The following is a 17,526-nucleotide window of genomic DNA, read 5'->3' on the forward strand; positions in this document are numbered from 1 at the left end:
GCATGCGGGCATGATCCAACGCCTGCTCCTCGCCGCCTGCCTCCTGCTCCCCCAGTTGCCCGCCCGGGCCGAGCCCCACGCCCTGGGGCCGGCCGACATCGCGCAGCTGCGCGAGATCGGCGATGCCCAGATCTCGCCCGACGGCGCCTGGGTGGCCTACACGCTGCGCCGGCAGGACCTCGACAAGGACCAGCAGCTCACCGATCTGTGGATCAGCCGCAGCGACGGCAGCCGCAGCCTGCAGCTGACGCAGGGCGGCGACGTCGAGGGCAAGCCGCGCTGGAGCCCGGACGCGCGCCGCATCGCCTTCCTGGCCAAGCGCGGCGCCGACGAGGCGGCACGCAAGCATGCCCAGCTCTGGCAGATCGCGCTGGAGGGCGGCGAGGCGCAGCCGCTCACCAGCCTGAAGACCGGGGTGGCCGACTTCCAATGGGCGCCCGACGGCCAGCGCCTGCTGCTGGTGCTGGACGATGCCGACCCGGCCGACGAGCCCGAGCTGCTGGAGGGCTGGAAGCGCAAGACCCGCCCGCCCATCGTGATCGACCGCTTCCACTTCAAGCAGGACCGCGAGGGCTATCTGGGGCCGCAGCGCCAGCACCTCTATCTGTTCGAGCCGGCCGGCGCCAGGCTCACGCCGCTGACGCGCGGCGAGTTCGGCGAGTCCAAGCCGGCCTGGTCGCCCGACGGCCGGCAGATCGCCTTCCTCAGCCCGCGCATGGCCGAGCGCGAGCGCAGCGAGGCCACCGGCCTCTATGTGATGGAGGCCCGGGCCGACGCGCCGGCGCGCGAGCTGATCGCCAACTTCAGCACCGACGAGGACGCCTACCCGGCCTGGAGCCCGGATGGCCGCCAGCTCGCCGTGCTGATGGGCGACGAGGGGCGCTGGTCGGCCTACCAGCGCTGGCGCCTTGCGACCGTGCCCACCGTGGCGGCCGCGGGCGGCGCGCCGCGCATCCTGACGCAGGCGCTGGACCGCGGCCTGCAGGCGCGCTTTGCCTGGGCGCCCGATGGCGCCAGCCTCTACGCCAGCGTGGACGACGACGGCGCCGCCTGGCTGGCGCGCGTCGGCCTGGACGGCAAGGTCGAGAAACTCAGCGACGGGCGCCGCAGCGTGAGCGGCCTGAGCATCGCCGCCAAGGGCCAGATCGCCCTGCTCGCCAGCACGGCCAAGCAGCCGCCCGAGCTGCAGCTGCTGCAGCCGGCGGCGCCGGCCAGGCTGCTGCCCCTCACCCGGCACAACGCCTGGGCGGCCGAGGTGCGTTGGGGGCGCAGCGATGACTTCGCCTCACGCAGCGCCGACGGCACCGAGGTGCACGGCCTCATCAGCTACCCGCCCGAGTACCAGCCCGGGCGGCGCTACCCCACCCTGCTGCTGATCCATGGCGGGCCCAACGGCCAGGACGGTCACAGCCTGGCGGGGCGCGACCTCTTGCGCGAGGAACTCTGCGCCGCCGGCTATGTGGTGCTGCAGGTCAACTACCGCGGCAGCAGCGGCCGTGGCGACGCCTACCAGCGCGCCATCTATGCCGACTGGGTCAACAAGGAGGTGCTGGACCTGCAGGGCGCGGTGGACTGGGCCGTCGGCCAGGGCATCGCCGACCCGGCGCGCCTGGGCGTGGGCGGCTGGAGCTATGGCGGCATCCTCACCAATGCGCTGATCGCCGCCGACACGCGCTTCAAGGCGGCGGTGGCCGGCGCCGGCAGCGCCAACCAGCTGGCCATGTTCGGCACCGACCAGTACGCCGTGCAGTACGAGCGCGAGCTGGGTGCGCCCTGGCGCAACCCGGCGCTGTGGCTGAAGGTGTCGGCGCCCTTCTTCAATGCCGAGCGCATCAAGACCCCCACCCTCTTCATGGGCGGGGAGCTCGACTTCAACGTCCCGATCTCGGGCAGCGAGCAGATGTACCTGGCGCTCAAGACCCTCGGCGTGGAGACCCAGCTGGTGATCTACCCCGGCGAGTTCCACGGCATCAGCAAGCCCAGCTACGAGCGCGACGTGTCGGCGCGCTTCCGGGCCTGGTTCGACCGCTACCTCAAGCCCTGAGCTTGGTCGCGGTGATGACCTGGAAGTTGCCGAAGAACAGGGTGCGGCGCTCGCAGTGGAGGCCGCCCATGGCCTCCAGCTGGCGCAGCGGGTCATGGGTGCTCCACAGCGCCAGGCCGAGCGGCTCGAAGACCTTGAAGTAGGCCCAGCTGAGGGTGCGCAGCACCCAGGGATCGGGCTTGTGGAACTCGGCCAGGTAGAGCGTGCCGCCGGGCGCCAGCACGCGCACCGCCTCCTTCAGCACCTGGCCCTTGAGCTCGTGCGGCAGCTCGTGCAGCAGGAAGAACAGCACATTGGCCGCCACCGAGGCGTCCGGCAGCTGCAGGGTGTTGGCGTCCTGCTGGTGGAAGGCCAGCCGGCCCGCATAGGGCTGCAGCTTGCGTTGCGCATTGAGCAGCTCGTTCTCGATGATGTCGATGATCTGCACCTCGCTGGCGCCCGCGCCCAGCGCCGCCTTGACGACGCGCGGCATTACATTGCCGAAGGCGCAGGAGGTGATCAGCACCGGCTGGCCGCGCAGCTCGCTGCGGCGCAGGCGCTGGGTGATGGTGGAGACCAGGCGGTCGTACTGGAACAGCAGGATCGCCGCGATGATGGGCTGGAAGTCCACCAGCCGTATCAGCCGCATGTTCGAGTAGATCGGATAGACATGGCCGTCCGCGCGCGGCAGCACGCCGAAGAACACCTTGCCGACGCCGCGCGCAATCAGCGCGCCGCGCGTCACCGTGAAGAAGAACAGCGCCACGCTGCCAAGCACCAGGGCCGCCGACATGGCGGTGGGAAGAATCCAGTTGCTCACAATGCCCCCGAATGGCCGGGGTCGCGCGCCACAGGGCGCCGCTCACAAAGCCCCGACCTGGCTTGATTGGCGCACCGCAGCATCCGGCTGTCCTTGCTCAAGATCAACCGGCACGCCGCACCGCTACCATGCGCGCATGTTCATCAGCAACACCCTGCTGCCGGCGCTCCTCGCCACGCTCACCACGCTCGCATCGATGGCCCCGGCGCGGGCCACGCCGGGCGAGGTGCCGGTGGGCCAGCCGCTGCGCGAGGCCCGGCTGCAAGGCCTCAACGGCCCGCCGCGCGCGCTCTCGGCCTACCGCGGCAAGCCGCTCATCATCAACGTCTGGGCCAGCTGGTGCGGCCCCTGCCGGCAGGAAATGGCCTCGCTGGAGCGCCTGGCCTGGCGCGAGGACCTGGGCCCCTTCGCGGTGATCGGCATCTCCACCGACGACGAGCGCGACAAGGCGCTGGCCTTTCTGAAGCAGAGCAATGCCAGCTTCAACCATTACCTCGACCGGCAGCTGGAGATGGAGCACATGCTGGGCGCCACGCGCCTGCCGCTGACGGTGCTGGTCGATGCCCGGGGCAAGGTGCTGCACAAGATCTATGGCGCGCGCGCCTGGGACGAGGCCGAGGCGCTGGCGCTGATACGCCGCAGCTTCGGCACGGGCATGCGCTGATGCGCTGACTTGACGCAGCGCAAACCGCGCCGGCCGGGCAAGCGAAGAATCGAGCCCAGATCAACCCGCTGGAGTACGGTCATGGCTGCATTGGTGAAGGGCAAGTCGCGCCCCGCTCGCGATCGCGTCGAACTGGTGGACCCGTTTGCGGTGCTCGACCAGACCCACCGCGAGGTGCTGACCCAGCTGCAGGCGCTGCAGGGGCTGATGCCGCGGCTGGAGAGCTACAACGTCGACGATGCCGCGCGCGCGATCGCCCGCGGCGCGGTGGACTTCTTCGGCCACCACGCGCGCCAGCACCATGCCGACGAGGAGAAGCGCGTCTTCCCCGATCTGCTCAACAGCGGCGACGAGGCCTTGTGCCAGCAGGTGCTGCGCCTGCAGCAGGACCATGGCTGGCTGGAGGAGGACTGGCTGGAGCTGGGCCCGATGCTGGCCGAGATCGCCGATGGCCAGGTGGGCGTGGACCTGGAGAGCCTGCGCCATGCGCTGGAGGTGTTCGGCGCGCTCTACCACGAGCATATTTCGCTCGAGGAAGGCTTCATCTATCCAGAGGCCAAGCGCCGCGCCGCCGCCGCGCAGACCGCTCGCGAACAACGGCTGGCGACGGGGGGCTGAGCCCGCAGCGCAGAATGGGGGCATGAAAACACCCCCCAGGCTGCAAGCCTTGATGGAAGAAGGCCTGATCGACGGCGTGCTGCGCCAGCTGATGAGCGGCAAGGAAGCGCAGGTCTATGTGGTGCGCTGCGGCGAGGAGACGCGCTGCGCCAAGGTCTACAAGGAGGCCACCCAACGCAGCTTTCGCCAGGCGGTGGACTACACCGAGAACCGCCGCGTGAAGAACAGCCGCCAGGCGCGCGCCATGGCCAAGGGCACGCGCTTCGGCCGCGCCAAGCAGGAGGAGGCCTGGCAGAGCGCCGAGGTGGACGCGCTCTACCGCCTGGCCGCCGCCGGCGTGCGCGTGCCCCAGCCCTACAACTTCCACGAGGGCGTGCTGCTGATGGAGCTGGTGGCCGATGCCGAGGGCGCCGCCGCGCCGCGCCTCAACGACGCCCAGTTCACGCCCGAGCAGGCGCGCCGCCACCATGCGGCGCTGATCGCCGAGGTGGTGCGCATGCTGTGCGCCGGCATCGTGCACGGCGACCTCTCCGAGTTCAACATCCTGCTGGCCGAGGACGGCCCGGTCATCATCGACCTGCCGCAGGCGGTGGACGCCGCCGGCAACAACCACGCCAAGCGCATGCTGCTGCGCGATGTCGAGAACCTGCGCCTGTTCTTCGGCGCCAGCGCGCCCGAGCTGCTGGCCAGCGACTATGGCCATGAGATCTGGGCCCTGTTCGAGCGCGGCCTGCTCAAGCCCGACAGCCCGCTGAGCGGCCGCTTCGAGCACAGCCGCAAGGCCGTCAACGTGGGCGAGGTGCTGCGCGAGATCGAGGACGTGAAGGCCGAGGAGGCGATGCGGCAGCTGATGCGCAGCGGCGCGAATTAGAACTGCAGCGGCGCGCCGCCACTGAAGCTCAGCGTGTGGCCGAGATCACGGAAGTCGATGCGCAGCAGGGCTTCGTGCTCATCAAGCTGCCAGCGCATCGCCAGCACCTCGGGCTCGCTCTCCAGCAGCTCGAAGCGGCCCTGGAAGGCCGGATGCTCGTTGCGCAGCCGGATCAGCTGCAGGAGGCGCTGCACCACCGGGCGCTGCAGCGCGGCGGCGATCTCGGCCTGGTCGTAATGGTGGCGGTTGATGTCGCGCCCCACCCCGCTGCGGGCCAGCAGCGCCATGTCGTTGTGGCCGGCCAGCAGGCCGACGTAATAGACCTGGGGCACGCCGGGCAGGAAGAACTGCAGCGCGCGCGCCAGCAGATAGCTGCGCTCATCGCCGCCCAGCGCATCGAAGAACGTGCAGTTGACCTGGTAGAGATCGAGGTTGGAGGCCGCCGCCCCGGTGGCTTGGCGGCTCTGGCACTGGCTGGCGGCGTGGATGCGCTCCACCAGCGCGTCCAGCTCGGCGGGCGGCACCAGGCCGGGTGAGCCGGCACGGTCCGCGCTGTCGGCGCCGATATCGATGATGCCGATGCCGTCGTGCGTGTCCAGCACCGTCAGCGCATTGCGCGGCCGCAGCGCGATCCAGCGCTTCAGCGGCGCGGCGGTCTTGAAGAAGAAGGCATGCAGGACCAGCGGCGGCAGCGCGAAGTCGTAGACCCAGTCCACCTGTTGCGCGATCTCGATCTGGCGCCGGTAGTAGGAGTGGATCTCCACCAGCACCTCGATGCCCAGCGCCTTGGCGCGCGCTGCGAACTCGGCGATGAAGGCAAAGGTCTCCGGCATCATGAAGCAGGAGGCGCCGGCCTTCTTGATCGCATAACCGGCCGCATCCAGGCGCACCATGCGGATGCCGCTGTCGGCAAAGCGCTGCAGGATGCCGTCCAGGTAGGCGCGCCCCTCCGCGTGCTGCACATCGATGTCCAGCTGCTTGGGCGTGAAGGTGGTCCAGAGCAGCTTTTTCTGGCCGTTCTTCAGCGTGGCCACGGTGAGCGGCAGGCCCGGGCGCGGGCGGTACACGGCCAGCAGCTGCCGCTCGTCCACGCCGCCCGGGAACACCGAGTCCAGCGTCAGGAACAGGCCCGCATAGCGCGAGGCCTCGCCCCGCTCCGAATAGTCCTGGAACTGCGGCGAATCGGCCGAGATGTGATTCACGATCACATCGGCCATCACATCGCATTGCGCGCTCAGGGCGCGCACATCGGCCCAGGCGCCCAGGCGCGGATCGACCTGGGTATGGTCGATCGGGTCGAAGCCGGCGTCGGCGCCGTCGATGGGATAGAAAAACGGCAGCAGGTGCACGCCGCCGAACAGGCCTTGCAACAAGCCTTGCGGGCCCTGCAAGAGCACCTGCAATTGCGCGATGCCGCCGCCGCCGAGGCGGTCCACATAGGTGATGAGTTGGACTTGGTTCTTCATGATGGCTTGTGCGACTTCACGCGCAGCACCGCCGCGGCCGCCAGCATCAGCAGCGCGCCGGCCAGGCGGATGACGTTCTCGGGCTGGCCGCCCAGCAGTGAGTGGTAGATCAGCGGCAGGGTCAGCATCTGGATCAGCATCGGGATCACGATGAACATATTGAAGATGCCCATATAGACCCCGGCGCGTTCCGGCGGGATGCTGCCGGCCAGCAGCACATAGGGGTTGCCCATGATGCTGGCCCAGGCCAGGCCCACGCCCAGCATGGGCAGGAACAGCAGCCAGCGGTTGTGCAGCTCGGGGATGGCCCACAGGCCCAGGCCCGCCAGCGTGAGGCACAGCGCGTGCACGCGTTGCGCGCCGAAGCGCCGCGTGTAGGGCAGCATGGCCAGCGCCGCGATAAAGGCGACGAAGTTGTAGAAGCCGCCCAGCTGGCCGTTCAACAGGCCGGCATCGCGAAAGCCCTGGGAGCTGGCATCGCTGGTGCCGAACATGGTCTGGGCCAGCGCCGGCACGATGTAGATCCAGTAGCACATCATCGCGTACCACTGGAACAGCTTCATCCACCAGAGCCGGCGCATGGTCTCGGGCATCTCGCGGAAGGCGCTGAGGATCTCGTCCCAGGTGGCCCGGAGGCCCTGCGGGCGCTGCGAGAGCTCCTGTGCCTCGGCGGCCGAGAGCGGCAGCTCGGGCACGCGGCGCACCGACCACCACACCGTGGTGAAGGAGAACAGCGCGCCGATGCCAAAGGCCACCAGGGTGATCTGCGGGATGTGGTTGGCGCCCAGCGCGTCCTTGTCCATGCCCAGCCAGACCATGATAGAGGGCGCCAGATAGGCCAGGGTCTGGGCCAGGCCGGTGTAGGCGCTCTGGGTCAGAAAGCCCTGGGCATGCTGGGCCTCGTCGAGCCGGTCGCTCACATAGGCGCGGTAGGGCTCCATGGTGACGTTGTTGGCGGCGTCCAGTATCCACAGCAGGCCGGCGGCGAACCACAGCGTCGGGCTCATCGGCATCAGCAGCAGGCCCAGGCTGCACAGCAGCGCGCCGATCAGGAAATAAGGCGTGCGGCGGCCCCAGCGCGTCACCGTGCGGTCGCTCAGCGCGCCAACGATGGGCTGCACCAGCAGGCCGGTGAGCGGCCCGGCCAGCCACAGCAGCGGCAGGCTGGCCTCGTCGGCGCCCAGGTACTGGTAGATCGGGCTCATATTGCTCTGCTGCAGCCCGAAGCTGAACTGGATGCCGAAGAAGCCCAGGTTCATGTTCAGGATCTGCCAGAGGCTCAGCCTTGGCTTGGTGCTGCCGTTCATGCGGTGAACCTTTCCGGACTCAGCTCTTGCTGCCAGCGATCGTAGAAGCCGTCGCGCGCCGGCACCGCGCCGCGCTCGCCGCACAGCGCGGCGGCGAACCGCACCGCCAGGGCCAGGGCGCGCGAGACCCCCTGGCCGCCCAGCCAGGCGGCCAGCAGCATGGCGCTGAAGCCGTCGCCCGCGCCCACGGTGTCGACCACGCGCGCCTGCCGCGGTGCCAGCGCCAGCGCCTCGACGCGGCCCGCGATGTCGAAGCTCACTGCCCCCAGCGCACCGCGCGTCAGCAGCAGGCGCTGCAGGCCGTGGTGCTGCATCAGCGCGCGCACGCCCGCACTCCAGGCCTCGGGCGCTGCGTCCGGCGCCGGGCCGGGCAGGCCCTGCCAATGCAGCAGCCGGGCCAGCTCATGCTCGTTGACCTTGAGCCAGTCGGCGCGCGCCAGGCAGGCTGCGGCCAGCTCGGGCGTGGCGCTGCCCGCGCGCAGATTGAGGTCCAGGTAGCGCAACGCACCCTGCCGGCCAAGCTGGTCCAGCAGCTGCTGGATGCTGGCGCGCGCCACCGGCTGGCGCTGCGCCAGGCTGCCGAAGTAGACGAGCCGCGGCGGCGCGGCCAGCAGGTCCAGCAGGGGCTCGGCCTGCAGATGGTCCCAGGCGGCATCGTCGTGGATCTCGAAGCGATGCTCGCCGCCCTGTTCGCCCAGGTTCTCGATCACGCTGACGCGCCCGGTGCCGCGCTCGGCATCGAACTGCAGCGCCGCCTCGCTGAGGCCGAAGCGGCGCATGCTTTGCAGCACCAGCGCCGCGCCGGCATCGCCCTGCCCCAGGCGCGTGGCCAGCAGGGCCGGCTGGCCCAGCGCCTGCAGCGAGCGCGCCACATTCAGCGGCGCGCCGCCGGCCACCGGCCCGCTGGCGAACTCGTCCACCAGGGCTTCACCCAGCAGCAGCACGGGTGCCATGCTCAGAACTCGAACTTCACGGACGCGCGCAGGGTGCGGCCGGTGAGCGCGCGCGCCGCATGGCCATCGCCCTCGATCTCGGTATAGGCCAGCGCATTGAACAGATTGTTGGCCGAGAGCGAGAGCTGGGTCTTGGCATTGAGCTGGTAGTTCACGAAGGCATTCACCACCGTGTAGGCCGGCATGGTGATGCTGTTGCCATCGTCGCCATAGGACTTGCCCGAGCCGATCAGGGCCGCGCCCAGCTCCACATCGCCCAGGCTGTAGGCGGGGCTGAGCTGATAGACGAAGTCGGCCTGGCGGCGCGGCTTCTTGCCCACCACGCTGGCGTCGTTGGAGGCCTGGATGCGCGCATGCGTGAAGGTGGCGCCGGCGTTCAGGCGGAAGTTGCCGATCGCATAGGCGGCCTCCAGCTCCAGGCCGCTGGCCTCGTACTTGTTGGCGGTGAACTTCTGCGTCGTGACCTCGTAATTGCTTTCCTTGGTGCGCGCATTGAAGAGCGTGGCGAACAGGCTCAGCCCCTGGCCACGCCATTTGGCGCCGGCCTCGACCTGATCGATCTCGTTCACCGCGATCGGCACCGAGCCGTCCAGCGGATTGCCGTAGAGCAGGCGGTCGGCGCTGAAGGCCACGCCGTTGCTGGCGCGGCCGAACAGGGCCAGGTCGCGGCTCAGCGCGAAGTTCGCACCCAGCGAGTAGGAGGTGTGCGCCACCTTGTAGTCCACGCGTTGCTGGCTGGCCGCATCCCAGCGCTGTGCGGCGTTGTCGCCGGCCAGGGTGTAGCCATGGGCCTTCTGCTCGTCGCGGCGCAGGCTCAGGTCCAGATTGAGCGGGCCGCGCTCCCAGGCCAGCGCCGCATAGGGCGAGGTCTGGGTGTACTGCACGTCCCAGCTGCGCGTGCAGCAGCCGCCCCAGGTGCTCCAGCCCTGCGCCACCGCTGCGCTGGTGGGCTTGCCGCTGGCATCGACCACCTGGGCGTTGTTGCCGCTCAGCGTCAGGTTGTACTGGTTCCAGAACCAGGTCTGGGCCACGTTCTGCTGGCCATAGAACAGGCCGCCCACCAGGGTGGCCTTGCCGCCATCGCCGGCGGCGAAGGTCTTGCTCAGCTTCAGGTCGTTGAAGACGTTGTCCAGATTGTCCAGCGAGGTGTTGAACAGCGTGCCGGTGAAGAAGGCGGCACGGCCGTTATTGGCGTTGTCGGCCGGGAACAGCGCGATGAAGCGGCCCGAGTTGCTGCTCTTGCGGAACTTCTCTTCCAGGCTCAGCCCGTTGCCCAGCTCCAGGCCGGACTCGAAGCCGATCGCCGTGCTCTTCACGTGCAGGCCGTCGCGGGTGTTGCTGGCGGTATAGGCGCCGTCCTTGTTGAAGCTCAGGTCGCGCGCCAGGCTGGGCGTGATGAAGAAGGCGCTGCGCGGGTCGATGCCGGCGATGGTGTTGATCTTGCCGTTCGAGACCGTCACCGGCACGGGCATCAGCGAGGGGGTCTTGTCGTCCAGGGCCTTGAGGCTCAGGCGCACATAACCAGAGAGATCCGTGCCCTGGAATTTCTGCGTGATATTGGCCTTGAGCTGGCCACCGCTCTCAAGATTCTGGCCGGTCGGCCGGCCGCCCTCGCCGATGCGCTGGAAGCCGCCGAGGTGGAAGCTACCGCCCTTGCCCAGCGAAGCACCATAGTCGGCATCGATGCGCCAGAGACGCCGATCCAGCCCGGCCGTCAGGCCCAGGCTGCCGCCCTGCTCGCTGCCGGTCTTGCTGATGAAGTTGACGAGGCCGCCCGGCGAGTTGCTGGCCAGGGTAGAGGCCGAGCCGCCGCGCAGCACTTCGAGGCGCTCGGTATTGGCATCGGCGCGCAGGAACTGGTCGGCGGTGCCGAAGGCGATGTCACCGAACAGCAGCAGCGGCAGGCCGTCTTCCTGGATCTGCACATAGCGCGAACCGCCGGCCGAGAGCGGCACGCCGCGCACCGTGATGTTGGCATTGCCCTCGCCGCCGGAGGACTCCGAACGCACGCCCGGCACCGCGCGCAGCAGCTCGGCCGCGCTGGTGGCGCCGCTCTTGCTGAGCTGCTCGCCGTCCATCGAGCTGACCGAGAGGCTCTGTTTCATCTTGGTGGATCGGGTGGAGCTGCCGGTGACCACCACCTGGTCGAGCTGCAGGCCGTCGGCGGCCTCCTGGGCCTGGCCCGGCCGGGGCGCGAAGGCCAGGGCCATGGCCAGCGTCAAGGGGGCCAGGGCCAGGGCGGCCGCGGCGGTGGGGCGTACTGCTTGTCGTTGCATCTTGCTTGTCTCCGAATCAGGACCGGCGCACACGCTGCATGGCGTGATGCGTCCGGCAAGGCTTGGCTATCGTGCTGGGCTGACGCCGGGCCGCGGACGGCACCTTGCGTTGCCCGCATTGTGCGGCGCCTGTGTTTTCTTTGCAATCGATTGCAATTCAGTAGAAACGCTTATTCACGCCGATGAATACGGCTATCTGTCTCACTTTTGATGAATGTCTTTCGAGCGACTTGCAATCAATTGCAGACCGCTCTATGGCGCCCGGATTCAGGTCGGCGCGCTCTCGCGCACCACCAGGTGCACAGGCAGCATGCTGGGCGGCACCGCCTGCCCCTCCAGCATCTGCATCAGCTTGTGCACCAGCTGCACGCCGGCGGCGGCCACGGGCTGGTGCACGCTGGTGAGCGGCGGGTCGCAGAAGGCGGCCAGGGGCATGTCGTCATAGCCCACCACGCTGACCTCGCGCGGCACCGCCCGGCCCTGCGCGCGCAGCACCTGGATGGCCTGCAGGGCCAGCAGATCGCTGCAGGCCACCACACCGTCCACCTCGGGATGGGCGGCAAAGAAGGCCTCGATGGCGGCGCGCGCCGCGCCCACCTCGAAGGGCACGGCCAGCTCCAGCGCGGGGTCAGGTCTGAACCCCCGCAGGGCCAGCGCCGCCCAGAAGCCCTCGCGTCGGTGCATCACCTCGGGCAGGGCCGCATCGCCGAGAAAGGCCAGCCGGTGCCGGCCCGCGGCGAGCAGGTGCTCGGTGGCCAGGCGCCCGCCCAGCACGTTGTCGCCGCCGACGCTGCAGTAGAGCTGCTGCGGCAGCTGGGCACCCCACACCACCACCGGCAGCTTGCGCGCCGCCAGCTCGTTGAGCTGGTCGTGGTGGCGCCACTGGCCGATGATGAGCAGGCCCACCGCCTTGCCCGAGTCCACCGCCTGCGCGGCCAGGTCGAGGCGCTCGGCATCGACGCGCGAGAGCAGCATGTCCCAACCCTGGTCGGTCAGGGCGTCGGCGATGGCGCCGACGATGGAGAGGAAGAAGGGGTCGGAGATGTGCTGGCGCGAGCCCGCGTCATAGGGCACCACCACCGCCACCGTGCGGTTCTTCTGCAGCCGCAGGTTCTGCGCGCCGAGGTTGATCGAGTAGTTGAGCGAGCGCGCCAGCTCGCTGACGCGCTTGCGGGTCTCCTCGTTCACCAGGCTGCTGCCGCTGAGCGCACGCGAGACGGTGGACACCGACACCCCCGCCAGGCGGGCGATGTCGGCCATTTGCAGGCGCCGCTGCTCGGCGCGGCTGGAGGGAGGCTTGGCTTCGGACATGTGCCGCCATTTTGCAGCAGCGGCCACAGCCAACTCAGCGGCGCAAGCCCGCGAAGGGATCCACCGCCTGCCAGGGCAGCGCCAGCCGCAGCTCCACCCCCTCGGCCGCGGCGCGGCGCTGCAGAAAGGCCATCGAGGCCTCCATGTCGTCGAACAGCAGGCGGCCGGGCCGCAGCGGCTGGTCCAGCGGCAGGGTGAAGTCGTCCCAATGAATCGGGATGACGCGCTTGGCCTGGGTCAGCTGCACGGTCTCGCGCCAGTAGTCGGCGCGGTAGGCCTCGTCCTTGCCGCCCAGGCCGCCAATGCCCAGGTAGACCACCTCGGCCTGCAGGCCGCGCAGGCGCTCGGGCACGAAGCCGGCGCTGCCCGCGATCAGCAGGCTGCGCCCCTCATGCTTTACCAGCAGTTGGTAGCTGCCGCCCTCGCGGTAGGCATCGGCGCGCACCGGCGGGCGCAGCGGCTCGGTGATCTCGCCCATCGCCAGCGGGTGCGGGAAATGGCGCGAGCGCAGCACCGTGATCTCGAAGCGGCCATAGCGCAAGACCTGGCCATCCTGCAGCAGCTGCATGCGCTCGGGGGCCAGGCCCCAACCGCGTGCGATCTGGGCGGTGGATGCCGAGCCCAGCAGCATCGCGCCGGTGCGTTGCGCCACCTCGGGCGAGTCCATCGCATGGTCGTAGTGCGAGTGCAGGGCGATCACCGCATCCAGCTTGGCGATGCCGGCGCGCTGCAGGCTGCGCGCGATCAGGGCGCGGTCCGGCGCGATCTTGCCGAGCAGCACCTCGCGGCCGGCCGGGCGGGTGAAGAAGCCATCGGTCAGCAGCGCCGTCTCGCCATCGCTGAGCAGCAGGCTGGACACCCCCAGGAAGGTGACGCGAAGCTCACCCGCGGGCTGGGGCGCAGCCGCCGCCGGCAGGGCCAGCGGCAGATAGGGTTCGAGGCTGGGGCGCGCCTGGAAGCGCCAGACCAGCCAGGCCAGGCCCAGCAGCAGGGCCAGCAAGAGCAGCAGCGCGACGCGCTTGACGATGGACATGCGGGTTCCTCGTGCGCCCCGAAGCGGGCGGACGCGAGCCTAGCACTAACTCCCCGTCTGCTGCTCCCTGAGCTTGCGATACAGGGTGTTGCGGCTGATGCCCAGGCGCCGCGCGGCCTCGGACAGATTGCCCTCGCAGGCCTCCACAGTCTGCCGCACGCTCAGGCGCGCCTGCTCGCGCAGCCCGCCGGGCGCCTCGTCCGCCCGGGGGTCAGGGCTTGCCTGGCGCAGCGCGCGGGCCAGATCGTTGGGCAGATGGGGCCAGTCGATGTGCTGCTCATGCTCGTCCAGCAGCGCGCAGGCGGTGCGCAGCGCGTTGTGCAGCTGGCGCAGATTGCCGGGCCAGCGGTAGGCGCGCAACGCCGCCAGCAGCTCGGGCTGCACGGCCAGCGCGCGCCCGGGCTGCAGCTCGGCCAGCATGGCCGCGATCAGGGCCGGCAGGTCCTGGCGCTCGCGCAGCGGCGGCAGCTGCAGGGCCAGGCCGTTGAGGCGGTAATAGAGGTCGGCGCGGAAGCGGCCCTGCGCCACCTCCTCGGCCAGCTCGCGGTGGGTGGCGCAGACCAGGCGGAAGTCCACCGCCACCGGCGCGCCGCCGCCCAGCGGCAGCACCTCATGCTCCTGCAGCACGCGCAGCAGCCGGCCCTGCAGGGCCAGCGGCATGTCGCCGATCTCGTCCAGGAACAGGGTGCCGCCGGCGGCCTCGCGGATGCGCCCGGGTGCGCCCTCGCGCGCCGCGCCGGTGTAGGCGCCGGGCCGGTAGCCGAACAGCTCGGCCTCGATCAGCGCCTCGGGCAGGGCCGCGCAGTTCAGCGCCACCAGCGGCTGCTTGGCGCGCGCCGAGCTGGCATGCAGGGCGCGCACGAACAGCTCCTTGCCGACGCCGGACTCGCCCTGCAGCAGCAGGGCGATGGGCTTGTCCATCACGCGGCGCGCGCGCTCCAGCGCGCTGCGCAGGGCCGGGTCGCCGCTGTCCAGGCGGGCGAGCGCGTCCTGCGGCGCCGCGTGTGACGACGCGTGTGGCGCGCAGATCCGCGTGACCGCCACCAGGCTGCGCCCCGGCTCCAGGCGCAGCCACAGGGGGCTGCCATCGTGGCGGCGCACCGGGCGCGCGGCGGCGCTGGGGCGGCGGCACCAGTCGGCCAGGGTGGCGATGTCCAGCTGCAGCAGCTGCTCGATGCGGCAGGCGGAGATCGCCGTCCAGTCCAGGCCCAGCATCTGCAGGCCCGCGGCATTGGCGCCGCACAGCCAGCCGTCTTCCGAGAGCGCCAGCAGGCCCTCGGCGCAGGAGCCTATGCCCTCGGGCTGGGCATGCAGGCGCAGGCGCAGGCCGGCGCCATGGCGATGCTCGAACAGGCGCTGCTCGATCATGCCGGCCGCCGTGCGCACCAGCGCCAGGGTGTGGCGGTGCACGCTGCGCTGCTCGCCGGAGATGTCCAGCGCACCCAGCACGCGGCCGGCGGGGTCGAGGATGGGGGCGGCGGTGCAGGTGAGGAAGCCGTTGCGCTCCAGGTAATGCTCGGCGCCATGCACCACCACCGGCGCGGCATCGGCCAGGGCGGTGCCGATCGCATTCGTGCCGCGCCATTGCTCGTGCCAGCTGGCGCCGGGGCGCAGGGCCACGCGCTGGGCGCGGTCCAGGAAGGTGGCATCGCCCAGGGCCTGCAAGAGCATGCCCTCGGCATCGGCCAGTATCACCATGCTGTCGGTGTCCATCGTCTGCTTGACGAGGAACTCCATCACCGGCCGCGCATGCGCCACCAGCTCGCGCTGCTGCTCCAGCGCCCGCGTCAGCTGGGCCGCCGACGCATGCGGCGCGCCCGGCATGCGGCCCTCGGGCCTGAGGCCGAAGGCGCGGCTGCGCTGCCAGCTGTTCAGCAGCGCGGGGGCGATCAGCCCCTCGGCCACGCTGCCGGCATCCAGCAGCGTGCGCCGCGCCTGGCGCAAGCGCGCCGGCGCATGGTGCTTGTTGGGTAATGCCTGCATCTCGATTGTCTCCATCGGGTCTCTCAAGCAAGTGAAGGGCCGTTCCCGAACTTGCTTGACCCCCTCGGGGGGCCTGACGCAACGCGGCAGGTCTGGGGGCACTGTGTCGGACCTCGCCCGCGAGCCTAGCGGGACGCGCCGCGCTGGCAAGCGTTTCAGCAGATCCGCGCCGCCGGCTGTTCCGTTTCGTGACAGTTGTTCAGTCCCGCCGGCGCATTCGACACAGTCTGCGCGCCCCAACTGACCCCGGACTTGCGCCAAACAAGGCCGTTGCGGCGCAAACGCGGCCTGGCACGCGGCGTGCAATGAGGACCCCGAGCCCCCCAAAACAAGACGGCTCGCACACCCACCATCATCATCAAGCAGGAGACAAGCCATGCTGTACGCCAACCCCAACACCGCCGGCGCCAAGGTCGAGTTCAAGCCCCGCTACGACAACTTCATCGGCGGCAAGTTCGTGCCCCCGGTGAAGGGCCAGTACTTCGAGGTCATCACCCCTATCACCGGCAAGCCCTACACCCAGGCCGCACGCTCGGGCGCCGAGGACATCGAGCTGGCGCTGGACGCCGCCCATGCCGCCGCCGACGCCTGGGGCCGCACGCCCGCCGGCGAGCGCGCCAACATCCTGCTGAAGATCGCCGACCGTCTGGAGCTCAACCTCGAGAAGCTGGCCTATGCCGAGACGGTGGACAACGGCAAGCCGATGCGCGAGACGCTGAACGCCGACATCCCGCTGACGATCGACCATTTCCGCTACTTCGCCGGCTGCCTGCGCGCGCAGGAAGGCGCGCTGAGCGAGATCGACGAGCACACCATCGCCTATCACTTCCACGAGCCGCTCGGCGTGGTGGGCCAGATCATTCCCTGGAACTTCCCCATCCTGATGGCGGCCTGGAAGCTCGCACCGGCCATCGGCGCGGGCAACTGCGTGGTGCTCAAGCCGGCGGAATCGACGCCCATCAGCATCATGGTGATGGCCGAGCTGATCGCCGACCTGCTGCCGCCGGGCGTGCTCAACATCGTCAACGGCTTCGGCCGCGAGGCCGGCATGCCGCTGGCCGAGAGCAAGCGCATCGCCAAGATCGCCTTCACCGGCAGCACCGCCACCGGCCGCGTGATCGCCCAGGCGGCCGCCGGCAACCTGATCCCGGCCACGCTGGAGCTGGGCGGCAAGAGCCCCAATATCTTCTTCGAGGACATCGCCGACGCCGACGACGCCTTCTTCGACAAGGCCATCGAGGGCCTGGTGCTGTTCGCCTTCAACCAGGGCGAGGTCTGCACCTGCCCCTCGCGCGCGCTGATCCAGGAATCGATCTACGACAAGTTCATGGCGCGCGCGCTGGACCGCATCAAGGCCATCAAGCAGGGCAGCCCGCTGGATACCGACACCATGATGGGCGCGCAGGCCTCGGCCATGCAGATGGACAAGATCATGTCCTACCTCGAGCTCGGCAAGCAGGAGGGTGCGGAGTGCCTGATCGGCGGCGGCCGGGCCGAACTCGGCGGTGAGCTGGCCGGCGGCTATTACATCCAGCCCACGCTGTTCAAGGGCCACAACCAGATGCGCATCTTCCGCGAGGAAATCTTCGGTCCGGTGCTGGCGGTGACCACCTTCAAGACCGAGGCCGAGGCACTGCAGATCGCCAACGACACGCCCTATGGCCTGGGCGCCGGCGTGTGGAGCCGCGACGGCAGCCGCGCCTACCGCATGGGCCGCGCCATCAAGGCCGGCCGCGTCTGGACCAACTGCTACCACGCCTACCCTGCCCATGCCACCTTCGGCGGCTACAAGGAATCCGGCATCGGCCGCGAGACCCACAAGATGATGCTGGACCATTACCAGCAGACCAAGAACCTGCTGGTGAGCTATTCGCCGAACAAGCTGGGGTTCTTCTAAGGGAGACGGGAATACTAGGTTCAGCGAAGTCGTAAGGCTGCGGCGGACCTGTCCCTACCCTTCTAATCCCATGCCTTCTGAGGGCAGCGCGCATCTTGAAATGCGCGCACCGCCTGGCCTCCTATTTGCCGCGTCGACGGGTGACTACCTTCCCGCACCCGCTCGCCGTCACAGTTCATATTCAAGTTACCGCCCGGGAGCCTTTGCCCCCCCGGTTCCTGATAGGGTCTGCGCCACGGCATCTCATCTTGAGAACCAAGCAACACGCCTCCGCGAAGCGCCTGCTTGGTCCATTCCGTCTAGC

The 17,526-nt window shown here is 69.7% G+C and carries 13 protein-coding genes; 5 read left to right on the forward strand and 8 right to left on the reverse strand.

Annotated features, from left to right (window positions below; genetic code table 11):
• The first annotated feature begins 10 nt into the window (after positions 1–10).
• Positions 11–2,044: a S9 family peptidase gene (locus PFX98_RS01605; RefSeq protein ID WP_285233425.1), complete on the forward strand. Its 2,034-nt coding sequence runs from the start codon at positions 11–13 to the stop codon at positions 2,042–2,044.
• Here PFX98_RS01605 and PFX98_RS01610 read toward each other — a convergent pair.
• A complete protein-coding gene (locus tag PFX98_RS01610) occupies positions 2,034–2,816 on the reverse strand; it encodes a methyltransferase domain-containing protein (RefSeq protein ID WP_285233426.1) in 783 nt (260 codons plus the stop codon). The two genes, PFX98_RS01605 and PFX98_RS01610, sit on opposite strands and share 11 nt — an antisense overlap.
• A gap of 163 nt (positions 2,817–2,979) precedes the next feature.
• Here PFX98_RS01610 and PFX98_RS01615 point away from each other — a divergent pair, with 163 nt between their 5' ends.
• From PFX98_RS01615 to PFX98_RS01625, 3 genes are all read left to right on the forward strand, one after another.
• A complete protein-coding gene (locus PFX98_RS01615; RefSeq protein WP_285233427.1) occupies positions 2,980–3,507 on the forward strand; it encodes a TlpA family protein disulfide reductase in 528 nt (175 codons plus the stop codon).
• A gap of 81 nt (positions 3,508–3,588) precedes the next feature.
• Positions 3,589–4,125: a hemerythrin domain-containing protein gene (locus tag PFX98_RS01620; RefSeq protein ID WP_285233428.1), complete on the forward strand. Its 537-nt coding sequence runs from the start codon at positions 3,589–3,591 to the stop codon at positions 4,123–4,125.
• A gap of 22 nt (positions 4,126–4,147) precedes the next feature.
• On the forward strand, positions 4,148–4,996 hold the full coding sequence (locus PFX98_RS01625; RefSeq protein WP_285233429.1) for a PA4780 family RIO1-like protein kinase: 849 nt from the start codon (positions 4,148–4,150) through the stop codon (positions 4,994–4,996).
• Here PFX98_RS01625 and gtfA read toward each other — a convergent pair.
• From gtfA to PFX98_RS01660, 7 genes are all read right to left on the reverse strand, one after another.
• Positions 4,993–6,462 carry a sucrose phosphorylase gene (gene gtfA / locus PFX98_RS01630; protein ID WP_285233430.1) on the reverse strand — a complete coding sequence of 490 codons (1,470 nt, stop codon included), beginning with the start codon at positions 6,460–6,462 and terminating at the stop codon, positions 4,993–4,995. The two genes, PFX98_RS01625 and gtfA, sit on opposite strands and share 4 nt — an antisense overlap.
• Complete coding sequence (locus PFX98_RS01635) at positions 6,459–7,769, reverse strand: MFS transporter (RefSeq protein ID WP_285233431.1); 1,311 nt, start codon at positions 7,767–7,769, stop codon at positions 6,459–6,461. Before PFX98_RS01635 ends, gtfA begins: the two co-directional genes overlap by 4 nt.
• Positions 7,766–8,722 (reverse strand): PfkB family carbohydrate kinase, encoded by a 957-nt coding sequence (locus tag PFX98_RS01640; RefSeq protein WP_285233432.1) that lies wholly within the window; start codon positions 8,720–8,722, stop codon positions 7,766–7,768. Before PFX98_RS01640 ends, PFX98_RS01635 begins: the two co-directional genes overlap by 4 nt.
• Before the next feature lie 2 nt (positions 8,723–8,724).
• The gene (locus PFX98_RS01645; RefSeq protein ID WP_285233433.1) at positions 8,725–10,998 is read right to left on the reverse strand and encodes a TonB-dependent receptor; all 2,274 of its coding nucleotides are present in this window, start codon (positions 10,996–10,998) and stop codon (positions 8,725–8,727) included.
• 267 nt (positions 10,999–11,265) lie between these two features.
• Positions 11,266–12,309 (reverse strand): LacI family DNA-binding transcriptional regulator, encoded by a 1,044-nt coding sequence (locus PFX98_RS01650; RefSeq protein WP_285233434.1) that lies wholly within the window; start codon positions 12,307–12,309, stop codon positions 11,266–11,268.
• A gap of 34 nt (positions 12,310–12,343) precedes the next feature.
• Positions 12,344–13,342, reverse strand: a complete 999-nt coding sequence (locus tag PFX98_RS01655; RefSeq protein ID WP_285233435.1) for an MBL fold metallo-hydrolase — start codon at positions 13,340–13,342, stop codon at positions 12,344–12,346.
• A 45-nt stretch (positions 13,343–13,387) separates the two neighbouring features.
• The gene (locus tag PFX98_RS01660; protein WP_285233436.1) at positions 13,388–15,340 is read right to left on the reverse strand and encodes a sigma-54-dependent Fis family transcriptional regulator; all 1,953 of its coding nucleotides are present in this window, start codon (positions 15,338–15,340) and stop codon (positions 13,388–13,390) included.
• Positions 15,341–15,701: 361 nt separating this feature from the next.
• Between PFX98_RS01660 and adh the strand changes: the two genes are divergently transcribed.
• Entirely contained in the window at positions 15,702–17,222 is a 1,521-nt protein-coding gene (gene adh / locus PFX98_RS01665) for an aldehyde dehydrogenase (protein WP_285233437.1), read from the forward strand.
• Positions 17,223–17,526 lie beyond the last annotated feature (304 nt).

Source organism: Paucibacter sediminis, assembly GCF_030254645.1.
Lineage (GTDB): Bacteria > Pseudomonadota > Gammaproteobacteria > Burkholderiales > Burkholderiaceae_C > Paucibacter_B > Paucibacter_B sediminis.

Bases quoted from the DNA above. Each gene is read 5' to 3' on its own strand.
- PFX98_RS01655 (WP_285233435.1), bottom strand. From the start codon at position 13,342: ATGTCCATCGTCAAGCGCGTCGCGCTGCTGCTCTTGCTGGCCCTGCTG.
- PFX98_RS01640 (WP_285233432.1), bottom strand. From the start codon at position 8,722: ATGGCACCCGTGCTGCTGCTGGGTGAAGCCCTGGTGGACGAGTTCGCC.
- PFX98_RS01615 (WP_285233427.1), top strand. From the start codon at position 2,980: ATGTTCATCAGCAACACCCTGCTGCCGGCGCTCCTCGCCACGCTCACC.
- gtfA (WP_285233430.1), bottom strand. From the start codon at position 6,462: ATGAAGAACCAAGTCCAACTCATCACCTATGTGGACCGCCTCGGCGGC.
- PFX98_RS01610 (WP_285233426.1), bottom strand. From the start codon at position 2,816: ATGTCGGCGGCCCTGGTGCTTGGCAGCGTGGCGCTGTTCTTCTTCACG.
- PFX98_RS01620 (WP_285233428.1), top strand. From the start codon at position 3,589: ATGGCTGCATTGGTGAAGGGCAAGTCGCGCCCCGCTCGCGATCGCGTC.
- PFX98_RS01625 (WP_285233429.1), top strand. From the start codon at position 4,148: ATGAAAACACCCCCCAGGCTGCAAGCCTTGATGGAAGAAGGCCTGATC.
- PFX98_RS01635 (WP_285233431.1), bottom strand. From the start codon at position 7,769: ATGAACGGCAGCACCAAGCCAAGGCTGAGCCTCTGGCAGATCCTGAAC.
- PFX98_RS01605 (WP_285233425.1), top strand. From the start codon at position 11: ATGATCCAACGCCTGCTCCTCGCCGCCTGCCTCCTGCTCCCCCAGTTG.
- PFX98_RS01660 (WP_285233436.1), bottom strand. From the start codon at position 15,340: ATGGAGACAATCGAGATGCAGGCATTACCCAACAAGCACCATGCGCCG.
- PFX98_RS01650 (WP_285233434.1), bottom strand. From the start codon at position 12,309: ATGTCCGAAGCCAAGCCTCCCTCCAGCCGCGCCGAGCAGCGGCGCCTG.
- PFX98_RS01645 (WP_285233433.1), bottom strand. From the start codon at position 10,998: ATGCAACGACAAGCAGTACGCCCCACCGCCGCGGCCGCCCTGGCCCTG.
- adh (WP_285233437.1), top strand. From the start codon at position 15,702: ATGCTGTACGCCAACCCCAACACCGCCGGCGCCAAGGTCGAGTTCAAG.